Origin of the sequence: Citrobacter sp. CFNIH10 (assembly GCF_002934585.1) — a bacterium.
GTDB classification, from domain to species: domain Bacteria; phylum Pseudomonadota; class Gammaproteobacteria; order Enterobacterales; family Enterobacteriaceae; genus Citrobacter_A; species Citrobacter_A amalonaticus.
In genome coordinates, this window is sequence record NZ_CP026216.1 from 491,199 (window position 1) to 507,258 (window position 16,060).

Sequence of the window (16,060 nt, forward strand, 5' to 3'; positions counted from 1 at the left end):
AGTACAATAGGATTATTAAGGCGTAAACGCTGTTCCACAGGAAAGTCCATGGCTGTCATTCAAGATATTATCGCTGCGCTCTGGCAACATGATTTTGCCGCGCTGGCGGACCCACATGTTGTTAGCGTCGTCTACTTTGTGATGTTTGCCACGCTGTTTTTAGAGAATGGCCTGTTACCGGCCTCATTTTTGCCCGGCGATAGTCTGCTGCTCTTAGCAGGCGCATTGGTCGCGCAAGGCGTCATGAGCTTTGTTCCTACCCTGCTGATCCTGACGACAGCGGCCAGCCTCGGCTGTTGGCTCAGTTACATTCAGGGACGCTGGCTGGGCAATACGCGAACGGTAAAAGGCTGGCTGGCGCAACTTCCGGCGAAATACCACCAGCGCGCGACCTGCATGTTTGACCGTCACGGTCTGCTGGCGCTGTTGGCAGGCCGTTTTCTGGCGTTCGTGCGCACACTACTGCCAACCATGGCGGGGATTTCCGGGCTCTCTAACCGTCGCTTCCAGTTTTTCAACTGGCTGAGCGGGCTGCTGTGGGTCGGCGTGGTCACCAGCTTTGGCTACGCACTTAGCATGATCCCGTTTGTGAAGCGCCATGAAGATCAGGTCATGACCTTCCTGATGATCCTGCCCATTTTTCTGCTGGCGGCGGGGTTGATCGGCACGGTGGTGGTAGTGATTAAGAAGAAATACTGCAGCGCCTGACCTGAATCCAGCCGGATGACACGTCGTTCATCCGGCTGACTCACAATAACGTTAACTCCCCTGCATAGTGCGGATCCGCGCCGCATCTTCCCCCGGCGTCACCCCGAAATAGCGCTTAAATTCACGACTAAACTGCGACGCGCTTTCATAACCCACCCGCATTGCCGCCGCGCTGGCCTTCATGCCGTCGTGAATTATCATCATCCGCGCTTTATGTAACCGATAGGTTTTCAGATACTGCAACGGCGATGTGCTGGTCACTGACTTAAAATTATGATGGAACGCAGAAACGCTCATATTGGCTTCGGCCGCCAGTTGCTCGACGTTGAGGTTTTCGGTGTACTTATTTTCAATGCGTTTGAGCACACGGCTAATCAGGCTGAAATGGGTCTGGCGACTCACCAGCGCCAGCAGCGCGCCGCCGCGTGGCCCGGTCAGAACGTGATAGAGGATTTCACGGATAATCTGTTTACCGAGGATCCGTGCGTCCAGCGGTCGCTCCATGACGTCGAGCAGACGTTCCGCCGCGCAGAGGATCTCTTCTGAGAGCGTGGCGGAGTTGATCCCACTTGCCGCCATCGACGGCTGAAAGTGTTCGTCTTCGCCAATGTCCATCAGCAGTTCCTGCAATTGCAGGATATCGACATTGATGCGAAATCCGGCGAGCGGTACGTCCGGAGTCGCATAGGTTTCACATTCGAAGGGTAAAGGTACGGTCAGCAGCAGGTATTCATTGGCGTCATAACGGAAAACCCGCTCATTGATGTAACCGATTTTATGACCGGAAAAGAGAAATATGATGCCGGGGTCGTACATCACGGGTGTCCGTAAACCCGGTTCAGTACCGTACAGCAGACGGATGTCCGGCAGCAGCTCATTGAGCTTATGTTCATTGTTTTTCAACTGCTTAACTTTATCTGTCAGCAGTAAACAGATCTCTTCGCGGTTCATAACGGGTTATTTTCTCAACGGATGACGACGCCTTGATTGTGCGCAAATTTATCGCTTTTCTCCAGCGCCCTGGAGAAATGGGCAAGACATTGGCAGAAATGAGCATTGAGAGGATAGCCGCGCACGACCACAATGTTCTCCATCCGGCAGACCCTCCTGCCCTCTTTTTTTACCCACATAAGGGAACGAGCAATGAATAACTTTAATCTGCATACCCCGACCCGCATTCTGTTTGGTAAAGGCGCAATCGCTGAACTGCGCGCACAAATCCCACAAGACGCACGCGTGCTGATCACCTACGGCGGCGGCAGCGTGAAAAAGACGGGCGTACTGGCGCAGGTCCAGGAGGCGCTGAAAGGCCTGGACGTGCGCGAATTTGGCGGCATTGAGCCTAACCCGTCGTATGAAACGCTGATGAACGCAGTCAACATCGCCCGTGAAGAGAACATTACCTTCCTGCTGGCCGTCGGCGGGGGTTCTGTTCTTGATGGCACCAAATTCATCGCTGCTGCCGCCCACTATGCGGATGGCGTTGACCCGTGGCATATCCTGCAAACCAGCGGTAGCGATATCAAAAGCGCAATCCCGATGGGTTCTGTGCTGACGCTGCCGGCGACCGGTTCTGAATCCAACAAAGGCGCGGTTATCTCGCGTAAAACCACCGGCGACAAACAGGCCTTCCATTCTGCCCATGTGCAGCCGGTCTTTGCGGTACTGGATCCGGTTTATACCTACACCCTTCCGCCACGTCAGGTGGCGAACGGTGTGGTTGATGCGTTTGTGCATACCGTTGAACAGTACGTCACATATCCGGTTGATGCCAAAATTCAGGATCGCTTCGCGGAGGGCATTCTGCTGACGCTGGTGGAAGATGGCCCGAAAGCGCTAAAAGACCCGGAAAACTACGATGTACGTGCGAACGTTATGTGGGCAGCCACCCAGGCGCTGAACGGTCTGATTGGCGCAGGCGTGCCGCAGGACTGGGCAACTCATATGTTGGGCCATGAACTAACAGCGATGCACGGTCTGGATCACGCTCAGACGCTGGCGGTCGTTCTGCCCGCACTGTGGAATGAAAAACGCGATACCAAACGCGAAAAACTGCTGCAATATGCAGAGCGCGTGTGGAACATCACCGACGGTTCTGAAGATGAGCGTATTGATGCCGCGATTGCAGCCACCCGTAATTTCTTCGAGCAACTGGGCGTCCCGACTCGCCTGTCTGGCTATGGCCTTGACGGCAGTTCAATCCCGGCTCTGCTGGCGAAACTGGAAGAGCACGGCATGACGCAACTGGGTGAGCATAAAGACATTACCCTGGATGTCAGCCGCCGCATTTACGAGGCAGCGCGCTAAGCTTTTTTCACCTCTGACTTTCGTTTTTGGGCATTTCGTCCAGACTTAAGTCACCTTACATCACCGGAGTCCCCCTCCGGTGATGAGCACATGAAGGAGGAAAAATGGCAAACCAAACCGTAATTAAGCTTCAGGATGGCAATGTAATGCCCCAACTGGGGTTAGGCGTATGGAAAGCCGGTAACGACGAGGTCGTCTCCGCCATTCATAAAGCACTGGAAGTCGGCTATCGGTCCATAGATACCGCCGCCGCCTACAAAAATGAAGACGGCGTCGGCAAAGCGTTAGCCAGCGCAGGTCTCCCCCGCGATGAGTTGTTCATCACCACCAAGCTATGGAATGACGATCAGAAACGCCCCCGCGACGCGTTGATGGAGAGTCTGGAAAAACTCCAGTTAGATTATCTCGACCTGTATCTGATGCACTGGCCGGTTCCGGCAATCGATCACTATGTTTCCGCCTGGCAAGGCATGATCGATCTGCAAAAAGAGGGGCTGATTAAGAGCATCGGTGTGTGTAATTTCCAGGTCAACCACCTCCAGCGCCTGATTGACGAAACGGGCGTTACGCCGGTGATTAACCAGATCGAACTGCATCCGCTGATGCAACAGCGCCAGCTACACGCGTGGAATGCGACGCACAAAATCCAGACGGAATCCTGGAGTCCGCTGGCACAGGGCGGCGAAGGCGTTTTCGATCAAAAAATCATTCGTGATCTGGCGGATAAATACGGTAAAACACCGGCGCAGATTGTCATTCGCTGGCATCTGGATAACGGTCTGGTCGTGATCCCGAAATCCGTCACGCCATCGCGTATCGCCGAGAACTTCGACGTCTGGGATTTCCGACTCGACAAAGACGAACTTGGTGAGATTGCGAAGCTCGATCAGGGCAAGCGCCTGGGGCCCGATCCGGATCAGTTCGGCGGCTAATTCCCTTCTCTTTTAATAAGCCCGGTGTTTACCACCGGGCAACCCCATTATCGCCCGGCGACTTTGGTACGCTTTTTATTGGCGGCTGGCGTCTGACGCTGATGCGCCACCGGCGTGTGTTTGGTCAGCGCCGGACGGGTGTTACGGTTCTGACGGCGCGCTTCGCGCATCTCTTCCAGCGTTGGCGCCGGTACCAGGCACTCACGGCGTCCGCCAATCAGATGCTTTTTCCCCATCTCTTCCAGCGCCTGACGGATCATCGGCCAGTTAGCCGGATCGTGGTAACGCAGCAGCGCTTTATGCAGACGACGCTGCTTATCTCCCTTCGGCACCACCACATCTTCACTCTTATAGCCAATCTTACCCAGCGGGTTTTTGCCGGTGTAATACATGGTGGTCGAGTTGGCCAGCGGCGACGGATAGAAGTTCTGCACCTGATCGAGACGGAAGCGATGTTTCTTCAACCACAGCGCCAGATTCACCATATCCTCGTCACGCGTTCCCGGATGCGCGGAGATGAAGTACGGGATCAGATACTGCTCTTTCCCGGCCTGCTTCGAGTAGAGATCGAACAGTTGTTTGAAGCGGTCATAGCTGCCCATACCCGGCTTCATCATCTTCGACAACGGCCCTTCTTCGGTATGTTCCGGCGCAATCTTCAGATAACCGCCGACGTGGTGGCTCGCCAGCTCTTTGATATAGCGCGGATCTTCCACTGCGATGTCGTAACGCACGCCGGAGGCGATCAGGATCTTCTTGATGCCTTTCAGATCGCGCGCGCGGCGATAGAGGTTAATCGTCGGCTCGTGGTTGGTATCCATATGCGGACAGATATCCGGATAAACACACGACAGACGACGACAGGTCTGTTCTGCGCGCGGTGACTTACAGCGCAGCATATACATGTTGGCCGTCGGTCCGCCGAGATCGGAGATCACGCCGGTAAAACCCGGCACGGTATCGCGGATCGCTTCAATCTCATTGATGATTGAATCTTCAGAACGGCTCTGAATAATGCGTCCTTCGTGTTCGGTGATCGAACAGAACGAGCAACCACCGAAACAGCCGCGCATGATGTTGATCGAGAAACGGATCATCTCGTAGGCCGGGATGCGGCTGTTGCCGTATGCCGGGTGTGGCACGCGCTTATATGGCAGGGCAAAAACGCTGTCCATCTCTTCAGTAGAGAGTGGGATCGCTGGCGGGTTGATCCAGATGTAGCGATCGCCATGCTTTTGCATCAGCGCACGCGCACAGCCTGGGTTGGTTTCATGGTGCAGGATCCGCGAAGCGTGCGCATACAGCACTTTGTCGCCCTTCACTTTTTCAAAGGACGGCAGCAGAACGTAGGTTTTTTCCCACGGTTTCGGACGCGCGGGCTGCACGGTAATGGCTTTCGCTTCCTGCTTTTTCGGGGAAACCGGTTTGTTGTCGGCGCACGGCAAATCTTCACCATACGGATGCGGGATCGGATCGATTTTCCCCGGCGTATCCAGACGCGTGGAATCGACACCGCTCCAGCCAGGCAGCGCTTCTTTCACCATAATCGCCGTGTTACGCACATCGCGGATCTGATCGATGGTTTCACCCATCGCCAGTCGGTGCGCCACTTCCACCAGCGGACGCTCGCCGTTGCCAAACATCAGCATATCGGCTTTAGAATCCACCAGCACGGAACGGCGCACAGTATCAGACCAGTAATCGTAATGCGCGGTACGACGCAGGCTCGCTTCAATACCACCGAGGATCACCGGCACATCTTTCCACGCCTCTTTACAGCGCTGGGTATAGACCAGCGTGGCGCGGTCCGGGCGCTTGCCCGCGACGTTATCCGGCGTGTAGGCATCGTCATGGCGCAGGCGGCGATCGGCAGTGTAGCGGTTGATCATCGAGTCCATGTTGCCAGCGGTTACGCCAAAGAACAGGTTCGGTTTGCCCAGACGCATAAAGTCGTCTTTGCTGTTCCAGTCCGGCTGCGCAATGATGCCGACACGGAAGCCCTGTGCTTCCAGCATTCGACCACAAATCGCCATACCAAAACTCGGGTGATCGACATAGGCGTCGCCGGTTACCAGAATAATGTCGCAGCTATCCCAGCCAAGTTGATCCATTTCGTCGCGTGACATCGGCAAAAAAGGAGCGGGACCAAAACAGGCCGCCCAGTACTGAGGCCAGGAGAAGAGATCTCTGTCTGGCTGGATCAGGGATATTGCGCTCATAGTGCTTCCAAAAATGGTAAAAAAATAATCAAAGGCCGGCGATTATATGCCGGAACGAATGAGAAATCGAAGGATAATCTCTCTCGCATCGTCGCGAGAGAGAGGAGGATTACGCCGCCGGATTCACCAGAATCTGACCGATTGAACCACGGTCCGCCATTTCCAGCGTCTGGCTGTGGAAGTAAAACGGGAAATGCGCCCAGGACGGCTGTCCGTAGTAAACCAGCAGCTCTACCTGCCCATCCACCCAGACGGTATCTTTCCAGCCACGATCTTCCGGGAATGGCATCGCGCCGTTGACGTTACGCACGAGGAACGACACCCCTTCAATATGGAATGACTGCGGCATATCGGCCCGCACCGTCCAGCGCTCCCAGGAACCCTGCTGCGCAGTGATATCAATGCGGTTGACGTCCCATAACTGGCCGTTGATGCCTGGATCGTCGCCCAGACTGATGTCGCGACTGCGAATTGGCGTACCGCTCATGATCTCGGTCGGCAGCAGACGCATCGGCAGGCTGTCGGTCACCAGTGGCAACAGACCGGTTGGGCGCAGCGTTAACACCAGCGTGGACACCAGAATGCTCGACGGTTCAAAGAACCCCCGGATCCGGTCGACAATGCTCGCTGCCTCACCGCAGGTAATCGACACTTCATCGCCATTGGTCATATCAACCAGAATTTCGCGGCGCTCGCCGGGTGCCAGCGACAACTGTTTTACCGACACCGGTGCCGGCAAAAAGCCCTGGTCGCCGGAGATAACATGCAGCGCGCGACCGTCGCTCATCTGCAACTGATAACGACGGGAGTTAGAGGCATTCAGCAAACGCAGACGCACCCAGCCACGGGACACTTCCACGTAAGGGCTTTGGACGCCGTTGACCAACAGCGTATCGCCGACAAAACCGCCGCTGCCAGGCTCGCTGTATTCCGGCGTGCCGAAGTTATCCAGCCGCTTGTCCTGAATAATAATCGGGAAGTCATCGACACCGTAATGGTTGGGGATCGGCAGCGATTTACTGACCTCATCTTCAACCAGCCACATCCCGGCCAGGCCATTATAAACCTGCTGCGCGGTACGGTTCGGCGTATTGGCGTGGTACCACAGCGTGGCGGCATTCTGACGGATGGGCAGTACCGGCGCCCAGTCCGCGTTTGGCGACATCATGCGCGCCGGACCGCCCATCAGCGGACCCGGCACCTGAAGACCGGCGATAGTCATCGAGACGTTTTCTGCCAGACGGTTACTGTAGATCAGCTTAACGTCATCCCCTTTCCAGACGCGGATCGTCGGCCCGAGATAACGCCCGTTAATCCCCCAGACCGGCGCTCGCGTGCCCTGGGTAAAGGACCAGTGCGAACGCTGCAGCGTCATAAACAGCGGCTGGCCCCGGCGGGACTCCAGTAGCGGCGGAACGGGCAGCGGCTGTTGCTGACCGGCAGCATGGGCCCTCAGCGGAACGGCACCTGCGCACAGCGCGATCCCCGATGCCTGAATGAACTGACGCCGACTGAGTGACATATAAGCTCCATGTAAAACTGGCTAAATTACGGGCAGGAACTCGTTTCCTGCAAAAACTCGTCATACTCCAGGCTGCATGCGCGTTGGCTTGCAGCACGAATGAGTAAGCATTTATCGCTGAATCACACTTTTCCGGCGGCTTCGCGCTCGGCGACTTCTTTATCCAGTTCAGCGATCTTTTGTTCCATCAACGAGCGGCAGTGCGCGGCCAGTTCACGAACCTGATCTTTGCCATACTGACTGATATCCACCGGCGGCAGCATCTCCACAATCACCAGACCATTCTTCAGGCGATTCAGATTAATTTTATTCGAGGTATTGGAAACGCACACCGGAATAATCGGGACGCCAGCCGCAATCGCGGCATGAAACGCCCCGGTTTTAAACGGCAGCAGGCCACGACCCCGGCTGCGGGTGCCTTCCGGAAACATCCAGATGGAGATACGACGCTTTTTAAAATGATTCACCACTTCAGCAATCGTGCCGTGCGCTTTTGCGCGGTTATTACGGTCGATCAGCAGGTTCCCTGTCAGCCAGTAAAGCTGACCAAAAAACGGGATCCACAACAGGCTCTTCTTCCCGACGGTCACGGTGGGCGGCTGCACGATATTCGCGGCGGTCACCATATCGTAGTTATTCTGATGGTTAGCGATATAGATAGCGTTGCCGTAGCTTTCCGCATCCGCGGGTTTACGGCACTCTACCTTCAGGCCGAACAGCGGCGCCAGGCGACCAAACATATGCCCGAAGGTCGCGACGTGTTTTGGGTTACGCGGGCTGAGCAGGCAGTAAAGAGAACCGAAAACACAAACCAGAATGGAATAGATAACGGTAATAATAAGTCGAAAAATAAATAGCATAACAACCTCTGAAGGCCTAAGAGCCCGGGATTCTACGTCACCTGCTATCAGGTTAGGGTATTGTTAATGTGGCTCTCTGGAAAACTGTATTGTTAATCGCGACTCACGAATAAACAACGGTTTTACGGGAAATTTTACTGTCATCCGGCCTGGCGGTATCGTTACAACCGCAGGCCGGATAAGGTATTAACGCCGCCATCCGGCACGATAGTGTTGCCTGATGGCGGCGCGTTGCCTCTTATCAGGCCTACTTATGCCTTCAGGCGTTTAACAGCATTTTACTCTTCGCTGTCGCCACTGCTGGCACGACGCGGCGAATCAATGTCGATGCGATCGATGCGTTGCAAACCGCGCATCAACGTCCCGCGACGGCCGCGCTCGCCGGTCACTTTCTGCAATTCCTCAGGGCGCAGCTTGATTTTGCGTTTCCCGACGTGAATCGTCAGCGTACTTTGCGGCGGCAGAACATACAGTAGCGCCAGCGCATCGTCACCACGCGCCGCATCCGCAGACGGAATGTTGATGATCTTATTCCCTTTGCCTTTCGACAACTGCGGCAGATCGCTGACCGGGAACATCAGCATACGTCCGGCCGTCGTTATCGCCAGCAGCATATCCGTTTCATCTTCAATCACCACCGGCGGCATCACGCGGGCGTTTTCCGGCAGCGTGATGAGTGTCTTACCGGCACGGTTGCGCGCCACCAGATCGTTGAACGTACAGACAAAACCGTAACCCGCATCGGATGCCATCAGCAGTTTCTGCTCATCGCCTTCCATCAGCATGTGCTCAACGGTCGCGCCTGGCGGCAGCGTCAGTTTGCCGGTCAACGGTTCGCCCTGACCGCGCGCCGACGGCAGCGTGATCGGATCAATGGCATAACTACGTCCGGTGGTATCGATAAACACCACTGGCTGGTTGCTCTTCCCTTTCACAGCGGATTTAAAGCTGTCGCCCGCTTTGTAGTTCAGTCCCTGTGCGTCGATGTCATGACCTTTGGCGCTACGCACCCAGCCCATCTGCGACAACACGATCGTCACAGGCTCAGACGGCAACATGTCGTGTTCGCTCATTGCTTTCGCTTCTTCGCGCTCGCGAAGCGGTGAACGACGATCGTCACCATAGGCGTCGGCATCGGCCTGCAGCTCTTTCTTCAGCAGGGTATTCATTTTGCGTTCAGACGCGAGGATCGCCTGTAGCTGATCGCGTTCTTTCGCCAGTTCATCCTGCTCACCGCGAATCTTCATCTCTTCCAGTTTGGCGAGATGACGCAATTTCAGTTCGAGGATCGCTTCGGCCTGCGTTTCGGTAATACCAAAACGCGACATCAGCGCGGGTTTCGGCTCATCTTCCGTACGGATGATCTCAATGACTTCGTCAATATTGAGAAACGCCACCAGCAAACCTTCCAGGATATGCAGGCGTTTGAGGACTTTCTCGAGGCGATAGTTCAGGCGACGACGCACGGTATCGCGACGGAACGCCAGCCATTCGGTGAGGATCTCCAGCAGGTTTTTCACCGCCGGACGCCCGTCAAGACCGATCATATTAAGGTTAATGCGATAGCTCTTTTCCAGATCGGTGGTGGCAAACAGGTGGTTCATCACCTGTTCCATGTCCACGCGATTGGAACGCGGCACCACCACCAGACGGGTCGGGTTTTCGTGGTCTGACTCATCGCGCAAATCGTCTACCATCGGCAGCTTTTTATTGCGCATCTGGGCGGCGATTTGCTCCAGCACGCGCGCGCCGGAAACCTGGTGCGGCAGCGCGGTAATTACCACCGCGCCGTCTTCTTTCTTCCACACCGCGCGCATGCGCACAGAGCCGCGCCCGTTTTCATAAATTTTACGAATCTCGGCGCGCGGGGTAATGATTTCCGCTTCGGTCGGGTAGTCCGGGCCGTGGACAATGTCCAGCACCTCGTCCAGCGTGGTTTTCGGCTGCTCAATCAGGGTGATCGCGGCTTTTGCCACTTCACGCAGGTTGTGCGGCGGAATATCGGTCGCCATGCCGACCGCGATACCGGTTGTACCGTTAAGCAGGATGTTCGGCAGACGCGCAGGCAGCATTTTCGGCTCCTGCATTGTTCCGTCGAAGTTTGGCACCCAGTCAGCGGTTCCCTGGCCGAGTTCACTCAGCAGCAGTTCGGCGTATCTGGACAGGCGGGATTCGGTATAACGCATCGCCGCGAAGGATTTCGGATCGTCCGGCGCCCCCCAGTTCCCCTGGCCATCAACCAGCGGATAACGGTAAGAGAACGGCTGCGCCATCAGCACCATGGCCTCATAGCAGGCGCTGTTTCCGTGCGGGTGATATTTACCCAACACGTCGCCGACGGTACGGGCGGATTTTTTAAATTTGGCGCTGGCATTCAGCCCCAGCTCTGACATCGCATAGACGATGCGGCGCTGAACGGGTTTCAGACCATCACCAATAAACGGCAACGCCCTGTCCATGATGACGTACATGGAGTAATTCAGATAGGCGTTTTCCGTGAATTCATGCAGCGCAAGGCGCTCTGCCATATCGCTCATTAATCGTGATTCCTCAACTGTAAGCCCGCCTGATACCCGGTATCTTTTCAGGCAATATTGCCGCAGATACTACCTTATCTGACGCGTTGAGTCACAAAGAAAAGGGCCGCGAACGCGGCCCTGACAGGGATTATTTGCTGACTTTACTGATTTGCTTCACGTCAATTTCAACGGAATTCCAGTCTTTATCCACTTCACCCTGAATTTCAACGGTATCCTGCGGGGTAACCGTCACGCCATTCCAGCGTTTGTGGTCGATATCGACATTGATGGTGCCTGTCGCATCTTTAAACAGATAGAGGTCATCGGAAATACGTTCAACGATGTTGCCGCGCAGCGTCACCCAGGTGTCATCACGCAAGGATTTCGCACTTTCTACCGTCGTGCTACTACCGTTAGGCCCCTGGAAGCCGCCGCTCTGCGTTTGCGTCGCGGACGGGCCAGAAAAACCACCCTGCTGCGCGGCCAGAACCGGTGCGGAGCAGAGCGCCATGACGGCAACAATTGCAGCCAGTTTTTTCATGATCATTTCTCCCTTTGATGTCATTTCACATCCATTAAATACGGTAATCCTTAACAAGTTCTTAAGGCAAAAAAAGTCTCTTTTTTGCTGTACATCACGTGCAACATCGCGGTTTACTTGCCTTTATCACAGCGGGTGCAGGGATGAAAATATGCGAATTTTACTGGTTGAAGATGATGCGTTGATTGGTGACGGCATTAAAACCGGGCTGAGTAAAATGGGCTTTAGCGTCGACTGGTTTACCGAAGGTCGTCAGGGAAAAGAAGCGCTCTACAGCGCGCCTTACGACGCGGTGATCCTCGATCTCACGCTGCCGGGAATGGACGGGCGCGATATTCTGCGCGACTGGCGCGAACAGGGAAAGCGCGAGCCGGTGCTGATCCTCACCGCGCGCGATGCGCTGGCCGAGCGTGTGGAAGGCCTTCGACTCGGAGCCGATGATTATCTGTGTAAGCCCTTTGCACTGATAGAAGTCGCCGCCAGACTGGAGGCTCTGATGCGTCGCGCCAGCGGTCAGGCCAGCAGTGAATTACGCCACGGGCGGGTGAGCTTACGTCCCGGCGATCGGGTCGCGACGCTGGCGGGTGAGCCATTGATACTCAAGCCAAAAGAGTTCGCACTTCTGGAATTACTGATGCGTAATAAAGGTCGCGTGCTGCCGCGCAAGCTCATTGAAGAGAAGCTGTATAACTGGGACGAAGAGGTCACCAGCAATGCCGTTGAAGTGCACGTCCACCATCTGCGACGCAAGCTGGGCAGCAATTTCATTCGCACCGTTCACGGCATCGGCTATACGCTTGGCGAGGTATCATCGTGACCCAGCGACTCAGCCTGCGCGTCAGGCTTACCCTCATTTTTCTGATTCTGTCAGCCATTACCTGGGCGGCATCGAGTTTTGTCGCCTGGAAAAAAACAACGGATAACGTTGATGAACTGTTTGATACCCAGTTGATGCTCTTCGCCAAACGCCTGGTTACGCTCGATATCAATGAACTGCACGCCACCGAACGGATGGCGCATACGCCAAAGAAATTCAAGCACGGTCATGTTGATGATGATGCGCTGACCTTTGCCGTCTACACCACGGACGGTAAGATGGTGCTGCACGACGGCGATAATGGTCAGAACATCCCCTATAGCTACCGCCGGGAAGGCTTTGATGACGGCAAGTTAAATGGCGATGACGATAAATGGCGTTTTATCTGGCTGACTTCCTCCGATGGTAAGTACCGCATCGTGGTCGGTCAGGAGTGGGAATACCGTGAAGATATGGCGCTGGCGATTGTGACGGCGCAACTGGTTCCCTGGCTTATCGCCCTGCCGCTGATGCTGCTGCTGTTGATTATGCTGCTGCATCGGGAGCTCATGCCGCTTAAAAAGCTGGCGCAGGCGTTGCGTCTGCGCGATCCGGAATCCAGCGAGCCGCTCAGCTCACACGGCGTCCCGAGTGAAGTGCGCCCGCTGGTCGAATCGCTCAACCAGCTTTTTACCCGTACCCATAAGATGATGGTGCGCGAACGGCGCTTTACCTCAGACGCCGCCCACGAACTGCGTAGTCCGTTAACGGCGCTAAAAGTCCAGACGGAGGTGGCGCAGCTTTCTGATGATGATCCGCAGGCACGCGAGAAAGCGCTGATGCAACTCCATACGGGCATCGATCGTGCCACGCGTCTGGTCGACCAGTTGCTGACGCTTTCCCGTCTCGACTCGCTGGATAACCTGCAGGACGTCGCCACGCTCTCTCTTGAGGAAGTGCTTCAGTCTGCGGTAATGGACATCTGGCAACCCGCTCAGCAGGCGCAGATTGATGTGCGTTTGCAGATCAACGCTCATAATGTGACGCACACCGGGCAACCGCTACTGCTCAGTTTGCTGGTGCGCAATCTGCTGGATAACGCCATCCGCTACAGCCCCAAAGGTAGCGAGGTGGATGTCACGCTTGACGCCCGGCAGTTTACGGTCAGAGACAACGGCCTCGGCGTCACGGCAGAAGTCCTGCCTCACATTGGCGAACGCTTTTATCGTCCGCCCGGACAGCAGGTTACCGGCAGCGGGCTGGGCCTGTCGATTGTCCGTCGCATTGCCGCCTTACACACAATGACAGTGTCGTTTGACAATGCGCCAGACGGGGGTTTTATCGCGATAGTGAAGTGGTAATCGTCGATTATTGCGCCAGATGCAAAAGACTTTGCACATTTTGCTAATTTCACCCTACCGGCTGTTGACGTAAAATTAGCCTCAAACGCATTTCAGAGGATTAATAATGAGCAACATCCTGATTATCAACGGCGCGAAAAAATTCGCACACTCCAACGGCCAATTGAACGACACCCTGACGGAAGTCGCCGACGGCACTCTGCGCGACCTCGGGCATAGCGTCAAAATCGTCCGCGCTGACAGCGATTACGACGTGAAAGAAGAAGTGCAGAACTTCGTCTGGGCGGACGTGGTTATCTGGCAAATGCCAGGCTGGTGGATGGGTGCGCCGTGGACCGTGAAAAAATACATTGATGACGTGTTCACCGAAGGCCACGGCACACTGTATGCCAGCGATGGTCGTACCCGCTCAGATGCTTCGAAGAAATACGGCTCCGGCGGTCTGATTCAGGGGAAAAAATACATGCTTTCTCTGACCTGGAACGCACCGATGGAAGCCTTCACCGATAAAGATCAGTTTTTCCACGGCGTGGGCGTTGATGGCGTTTATCTGCCGTTCCATAAGGCGAATCAATTCCTTGGAATGGAAGCGCTGCCGACCTTTATTACCAATGACGTCATTAAAATGCCGGATGTACCACGTTCTGTTGCAGAATATCGCGAGCATCTGCAGGCGATTTTTGGTTAACTGGTAACCTGGAATTAGAAGGAGTTAACCATGCTTACAGTTATTGCTGAAATCCGCACCCGTCCGGGACAACATCACCGTCAGGCCGTCCTCGATCAGTTTGCGAAAATTGTTCCAACCGTACTGAAAGAAGAAGGCTGCCACGGCTACGCGCCGATGGTAGATCATGCGGCAAACGTGAGTTTTCAGACCATGGCGCCTGATTCAATCGTGATGATTGAGCAGTGGGAAAGCATCGCGCATCTTGAAGCGCACCTGCAAACCCCGCATATGAAAGCCTACAGCGAAGCCGTTAAGGGCGATGTGCTGGAGATGAATATTCGTATTCTGGAATCCGGTATTTAAACATACCGCGTTGCGCCGGGTCAGCCATCAGCGTCAGACCCGGCAACAGCGACCTCAGGGCAACGCTTTTTTCAATCTCCGTACCGCTTCTTCAAGCTCATCCGCCGTTGGCGTCGCAAAAGACATCCGTAGCGTCCGTTTGTCCGGCTTATCACAGAAGAAGAACTCTCCCGGCACGAATACCACTTTTTCCTGCAGTGTGCGGGAAAGCCATGCCGTGGTATCAAAATCATCACGGAACGTCCCCCACAGGAACATCCCACCCTGCGGCATATGGAATGAGATATGCTCGCCCAGTTCGCTGCGAATCGCGTCCGCCAGCAAATAGCACTTCTCACGGTACGCCTGACGAATGAGCTGAATTTGATCGTCCAGACGGCCTAACGTCAAATAGCTGGCGGCCATTGCCTGCGAATGCGCGCTGGTATGCAGATCGGTCGCCTGTTTAACGATGGTCGCTTTTTGTCTGATCCATTCCGGCAGTACCACCCAACCCACACGCAGGCCTGGAGCCAGAATCTTGGAAAAAGTCGAGGTATAAATCACCTGCTCAGGGCATCCGCTCTCTCGGGCATGCTGGAACAGCGTTTTATAGGTCTCGCCGGTGAAATTGATTTCACCGTAGGGATCGTCTTCGATGATGGCAAAGTCATGCTGTTTCGCCAGTTGAACCAACTTCTGACGACGGGAATCACTAAGAACCACGCCACCGGGGTTACCGAACGTCGGCACGATGTACACAAACTTGATCGTGTTGTTCTGCAGCAAAACTTCCAGATCGTCTACGATCATGCCGTCTTTATCGGTACCAACAGACAGAATATCCGCCTGAGACAGTTGCAGCACCTGCAAGGCGGCAAGATAGGTCGGACGTTCGACGACCACTTTGTCGCCCGGATTGATCAGCGTTCTCACCAGAATATCCAGCGACTGCTGGGACCCATTGGTCACCAGAATGGCGTCGGACGCGGCCTGAATGCCTCGTTTCTGACACAACTGAGCGATCGCTTCCCGCAGAGGCGGAAAACCTTCACTCAGACCGTACTGGAACGCATCCAGAAACTGGTTTTCCATCATGTTACGCGTGGCCATTTCCAGCCCTGTATTATCAAACAGTTCCGGGCTGGGAATACCGCCGCCCAGCGATATCACGCCAGGCATTTTGCTATGTTTGAGTAATTCCCTTATAGCGGAGGGTTTAAGGGCGTCGACGCTCTTAGACAGATGTGTGTTGTTCATCCTGTTTCCTTATTATGTATTTT

The 16,060-nt window shown here is 55.0% G+C and carries 15 protein-coding genes; 7 read left to right on the forward strand and 8 right to left on the reverse strand.

Annotated elements, in window-relative coordinates:
- Positions 1 to 48: 48 nt before the first annotated feature.
- Positions 49 to 708, forward strand: coding sequence for a DedA family general envelope maintenance protein YghB (gene yghB, locus C2U53_RS05615; protein WP_042998153.1), 660 nt, complete (start codon positions 49 to 51; stop codon positions 706 to 708).
- A 51-nt stretch (positions 709 to 759) separates the two neighbouring features.
- Here the strand turns inward: yghB and C2U53_RS05620 are convergent, their stop codons facing one another.
- A complete protein-coding gene (locus C2U53_RS05620) occupies positions 760 to 1,659 on the reverse strand; it encodes an AraC family transcriptional regulator (RefSeq protein ID WP_042998154.1) in 900 nt (299 codons plus the stop codon).
- Between the two features lie 14 nt (positions 1,660 to 1,673).
- Positions 1,674 to 1,802, reverse strand: a complete 129-nt coding sequence (locus tag C2U53_RS30570) for a hypothetical protein (protein WP_099433653.1) — start codon at positions 1,800 to 1,802, stop codon at positions 1,674 to 1,676.
- A 49-nt stretch (positions 1,803 to 1,851) separates the two neighbouring features.
- On the opposite strand from C2U53_RS30570, the gene yqhD reads away from it, so the two are divergent.
- Complete coding sequence (yqhD, locus tag C2U53_RS05625; RefSeq protein ID WP_042998155.1) at positions 1,852 to 3,015, forward strand: alcohol dehydrogenase; 1,164 nt, start codon at positions 1,852 to 1,854, stop codon at positions 3,013 to 3,015.
- A 104-nt stretch (positions 3,016 to 3,119) separates the two neighbouring features.
- A complete protein-coding gene (gene dkgA, locus C2U53_RS05630) occupies positions 3,120 to 3,947 on the forward strand; it encodes a 2,5-didehydrogluconate reductase DkgA (protein ID WP_042998156.1) in 828 nt (275 codons plus the stop codon).
- Positions 3,948 to 3,994: 47 nt separating this feature from the next.
- Here dkgA and C2U53_RS05635 read toward each other — a convergent pair whose 3' ends face one another.
- From C2U53_RS05635 to C2U53_RS05655, 5 genes are all read right to left on the reverse strand, one after another.
- Entirely contained in the window at positions 3,995 to 6,166 is a 2,172-nt protein-coding gene (locus C2U53_RS05635) for a YgiQ family radical SAM protein (protein WP_044265606.1), read from the reverse strand.
- Between the two features lie 109 nt (positions 6,167 to 6,275).
- Positions 6,276 to 7,688 (reverse strand): cell division protein FtsP, encoded by a 1,413-nt coding sequence (gene ftsP, locus C2U53_RS05640; RefSeq protein ID WP_042998158.1) that lies wholly within the window; start codon positions 7,686 to 7,688, stop codon positions 6,276 to 6,278.
- A gap of 122 nt (positions 7,689 to 7,810) precedes the next feature.
- The gene (plsC, locus tag C2U53_RS05645; protein ID WP_042998159.1) at positions 7,811 to 8,548 is read right to left on the reverse strand and encodes a 1-acylglycerol-3-phosphate O-acyltransferase; all 738 of its coding nucleotides are present in this window, start codon (positions 8,546 to 8,548) and stop codon (positions 7,811 to 7,813) included.
- A 278-nt stretch (positions 8,549 to 8,826) separates the two neighbouring features.
- The gene (gene parC / locus C2U53_RS05650) at positions 8,827 to 11,085 is read right to left on the reverse strand and encodes a DNA topoisomerase IV subunit A (protein WP_104445718.1); all 2,259 of its coding nucleotides are present in this window, start codon (positions 11,083 to 11,085) and stop codon (positions 8,827 to 8,829) included.
- Between the two features lie 130 nt (positions 11,086 to 11,215).
- Positions 11,216 to 11,608: a YgiW/YdeI family stress tolerance OB fold protein gene (locus C2U53_RS05655; RefSeq protein WP_042324346.1), complete on the reverse strand. Its 393-nt coding sequence runs from the start codon at positions 11,606 to 11,608 to the stop codon at positions 11,216 to 11,218.
- Between the two features lie 151 nt (positions 11,609 to 11,759).
- On the opposite strand from C2U53_RS05655, the gene qseB reads away from it, so the two are divergent.
- The 4 genes from qseB (at position 11,760) to C2U53_RS05675 (ending at position 14,798) form a co-directional block, all read left to right on the forward strand.
- Positions 11,760 to 12,425, forward strand: a complete 666-nt coding sequence (gene qseB, locus C2U53_RS05660) for a quorum sensing response regulator transcription factor QseB (protein ID WP_044255734.1) — start codon at positions 11,760 to 11,762, stop codon at positions 12,423 to 12,425.
- A complete protein-coding gene (gene qseC / locus C2U53_RS05665; RefSeq protein WP_104445719.1) occupies positions 12,416 to 13,765 on the forward strand; it encodes a quorum sensing histidine kinase QseC in 1,350 nt (449 codons plus the stop codon). The genes qseB and qseC overlap by 10 nt, the downstream gene beginning before the upstream one ends.
- Positions 13,766 to 13,871: 106 nt before the next feature.
- The gene (locus tag C2U53_RS05670) at positions 13,872 to 14,453 is read left to right on the forward strand and encodes an NAD(P)H-dependent oxidoreductase (RefSeq protein WP_044329019.1); all 582 of its coding nucleotides are present in this window, start codon (positions 13,872 to 13,874) and stop codon (positions 14,451 to 14,453) included.
- Positions 14,454 to 14,483: 30 nt separating this feature from the next.
- Positions 14,484 to 14,798, forward strand: a complete 315-nt coding sequence (locus C2U53_RS05675) for a putative quinol monooxygenase (protein WP_042998164.1) — start codon at positions 14,484 to 14,486, stop codon at positions 14,796 to 14,798.
- Positions 14,799 to 14,852: 54 nt separating this feature from the next.
- Here C2U53_RS05675 and C2U53_RS05680 read toward each other — a convergent pair whose 3' ends face one another.
- Positions 14,853 to 16,037 (reverse strand): PLP-dependent aminotransferase family protein, encoded by a 1,185-nt coding sequence (locus C2U53_RS05680; protein ID WP_042998165.1) that lies wholly within the window; start codon positions 16,035 to 16,037, stop codon positions 14,853 to 14,855.
- Between the last annotated feature and the right edge of the window lie 23 nt (positions 16,038 to 16,060).

Bases quoted from the DNA above. Each gene is read 5' to 3' on its own strand.
- yghB (WP_042998153.1), top strand. From the start codon at position 49: ATGGCTGTCATTCAAGATATTATCGCTGCGCTCTGGCAACATGATTTT.
- C2U53_RS30570 (WP_099433653.1), bottom strand. From the start codon at position 1,802: ATGGAGAACATTGTGGTCGTGCGCGGCTATCCTCTCAATGCTCATTTC.
- C2U53_RS05655 (WP_042324346.1), bottom strand. From the start codon at position 11,608: ATGAAAAAACTGGCTGCAATTGTTGCCGTCATGGCGCTCTGCTCCGCA.
- qseB (WP_044255734.1), top strand. From the start codon at position 11,760: ATGCGAATTTTACTGGTTGAAGATGATGCGTTGATTGGTGACGGCATT.
- ftsP (WP_042998158.1), bottom strand. From the start codon at position 7,688: ATGTCACTCAGTCGGCGTCAGTTCATTCAGGCATCGGGGATCGCGCTG.
- yqhD (WP_042998155.1), top strand. From the start codon at position 1,852: ATGAATAACTTTAATCTGCATACCCCGACCCGCATTCTGTTTGGTAAA.
- C2U53_RS05680 (WP_042998165.1), bottom strand. From the start codon at position 16,037: ATGAACAACACACATCTGTCTAAGAGCGTCGACGCCCTTAAACCCTCC.
- C2U53_RS05620 (WP_042998154.1), bottom strand. From the start codon at position 1,659: ATGAACCGCGAAGAGATCTGTTTACTGCTGACAGATAAAGTTAAGCAG.
- parC (WP_104445718.1), bottom strand. From the start codon at position 11,085: ATGAGCGATATGGCAGAGCGCCTTGCGCTGCATGAATTCACGGAAAAC.
- C2U53_RS05635 (WP_044265606.1), bottom strand. From the start codon at position 6,166: ATGAGCGCAATATCCCTGATCCAGCCAGACAGAGATCTCTTCTCCTGG.
- C2U53_RS05675 (WP_042998164.1), top strand. From the start codon at position 14,484: ATGCTTACAGTTATTGCTGAAATCCGCACCCGTCCGGGACAACATCAC.
- C2U53_RS05670 (WP_044329019.1), top strand. From the start codon at position 13,872: ATGAGCAACATCCTGATTATCAACGGCGCGAAAAAATTCGCACACTCC.
- dkgA (WP_042998156.1), top strand. From the start codon at position 3,120: ATGGCAAACCAAACCGTAATTAAGCTTCAGGATGGCAATGTAATGCCC.
- plsC (WP_042998159.1), bottom strand. From the start codon at position 8,548: ATGCTATTTATTTTTCGACTTATTATTACCGTTATCTATTCCATTCTG.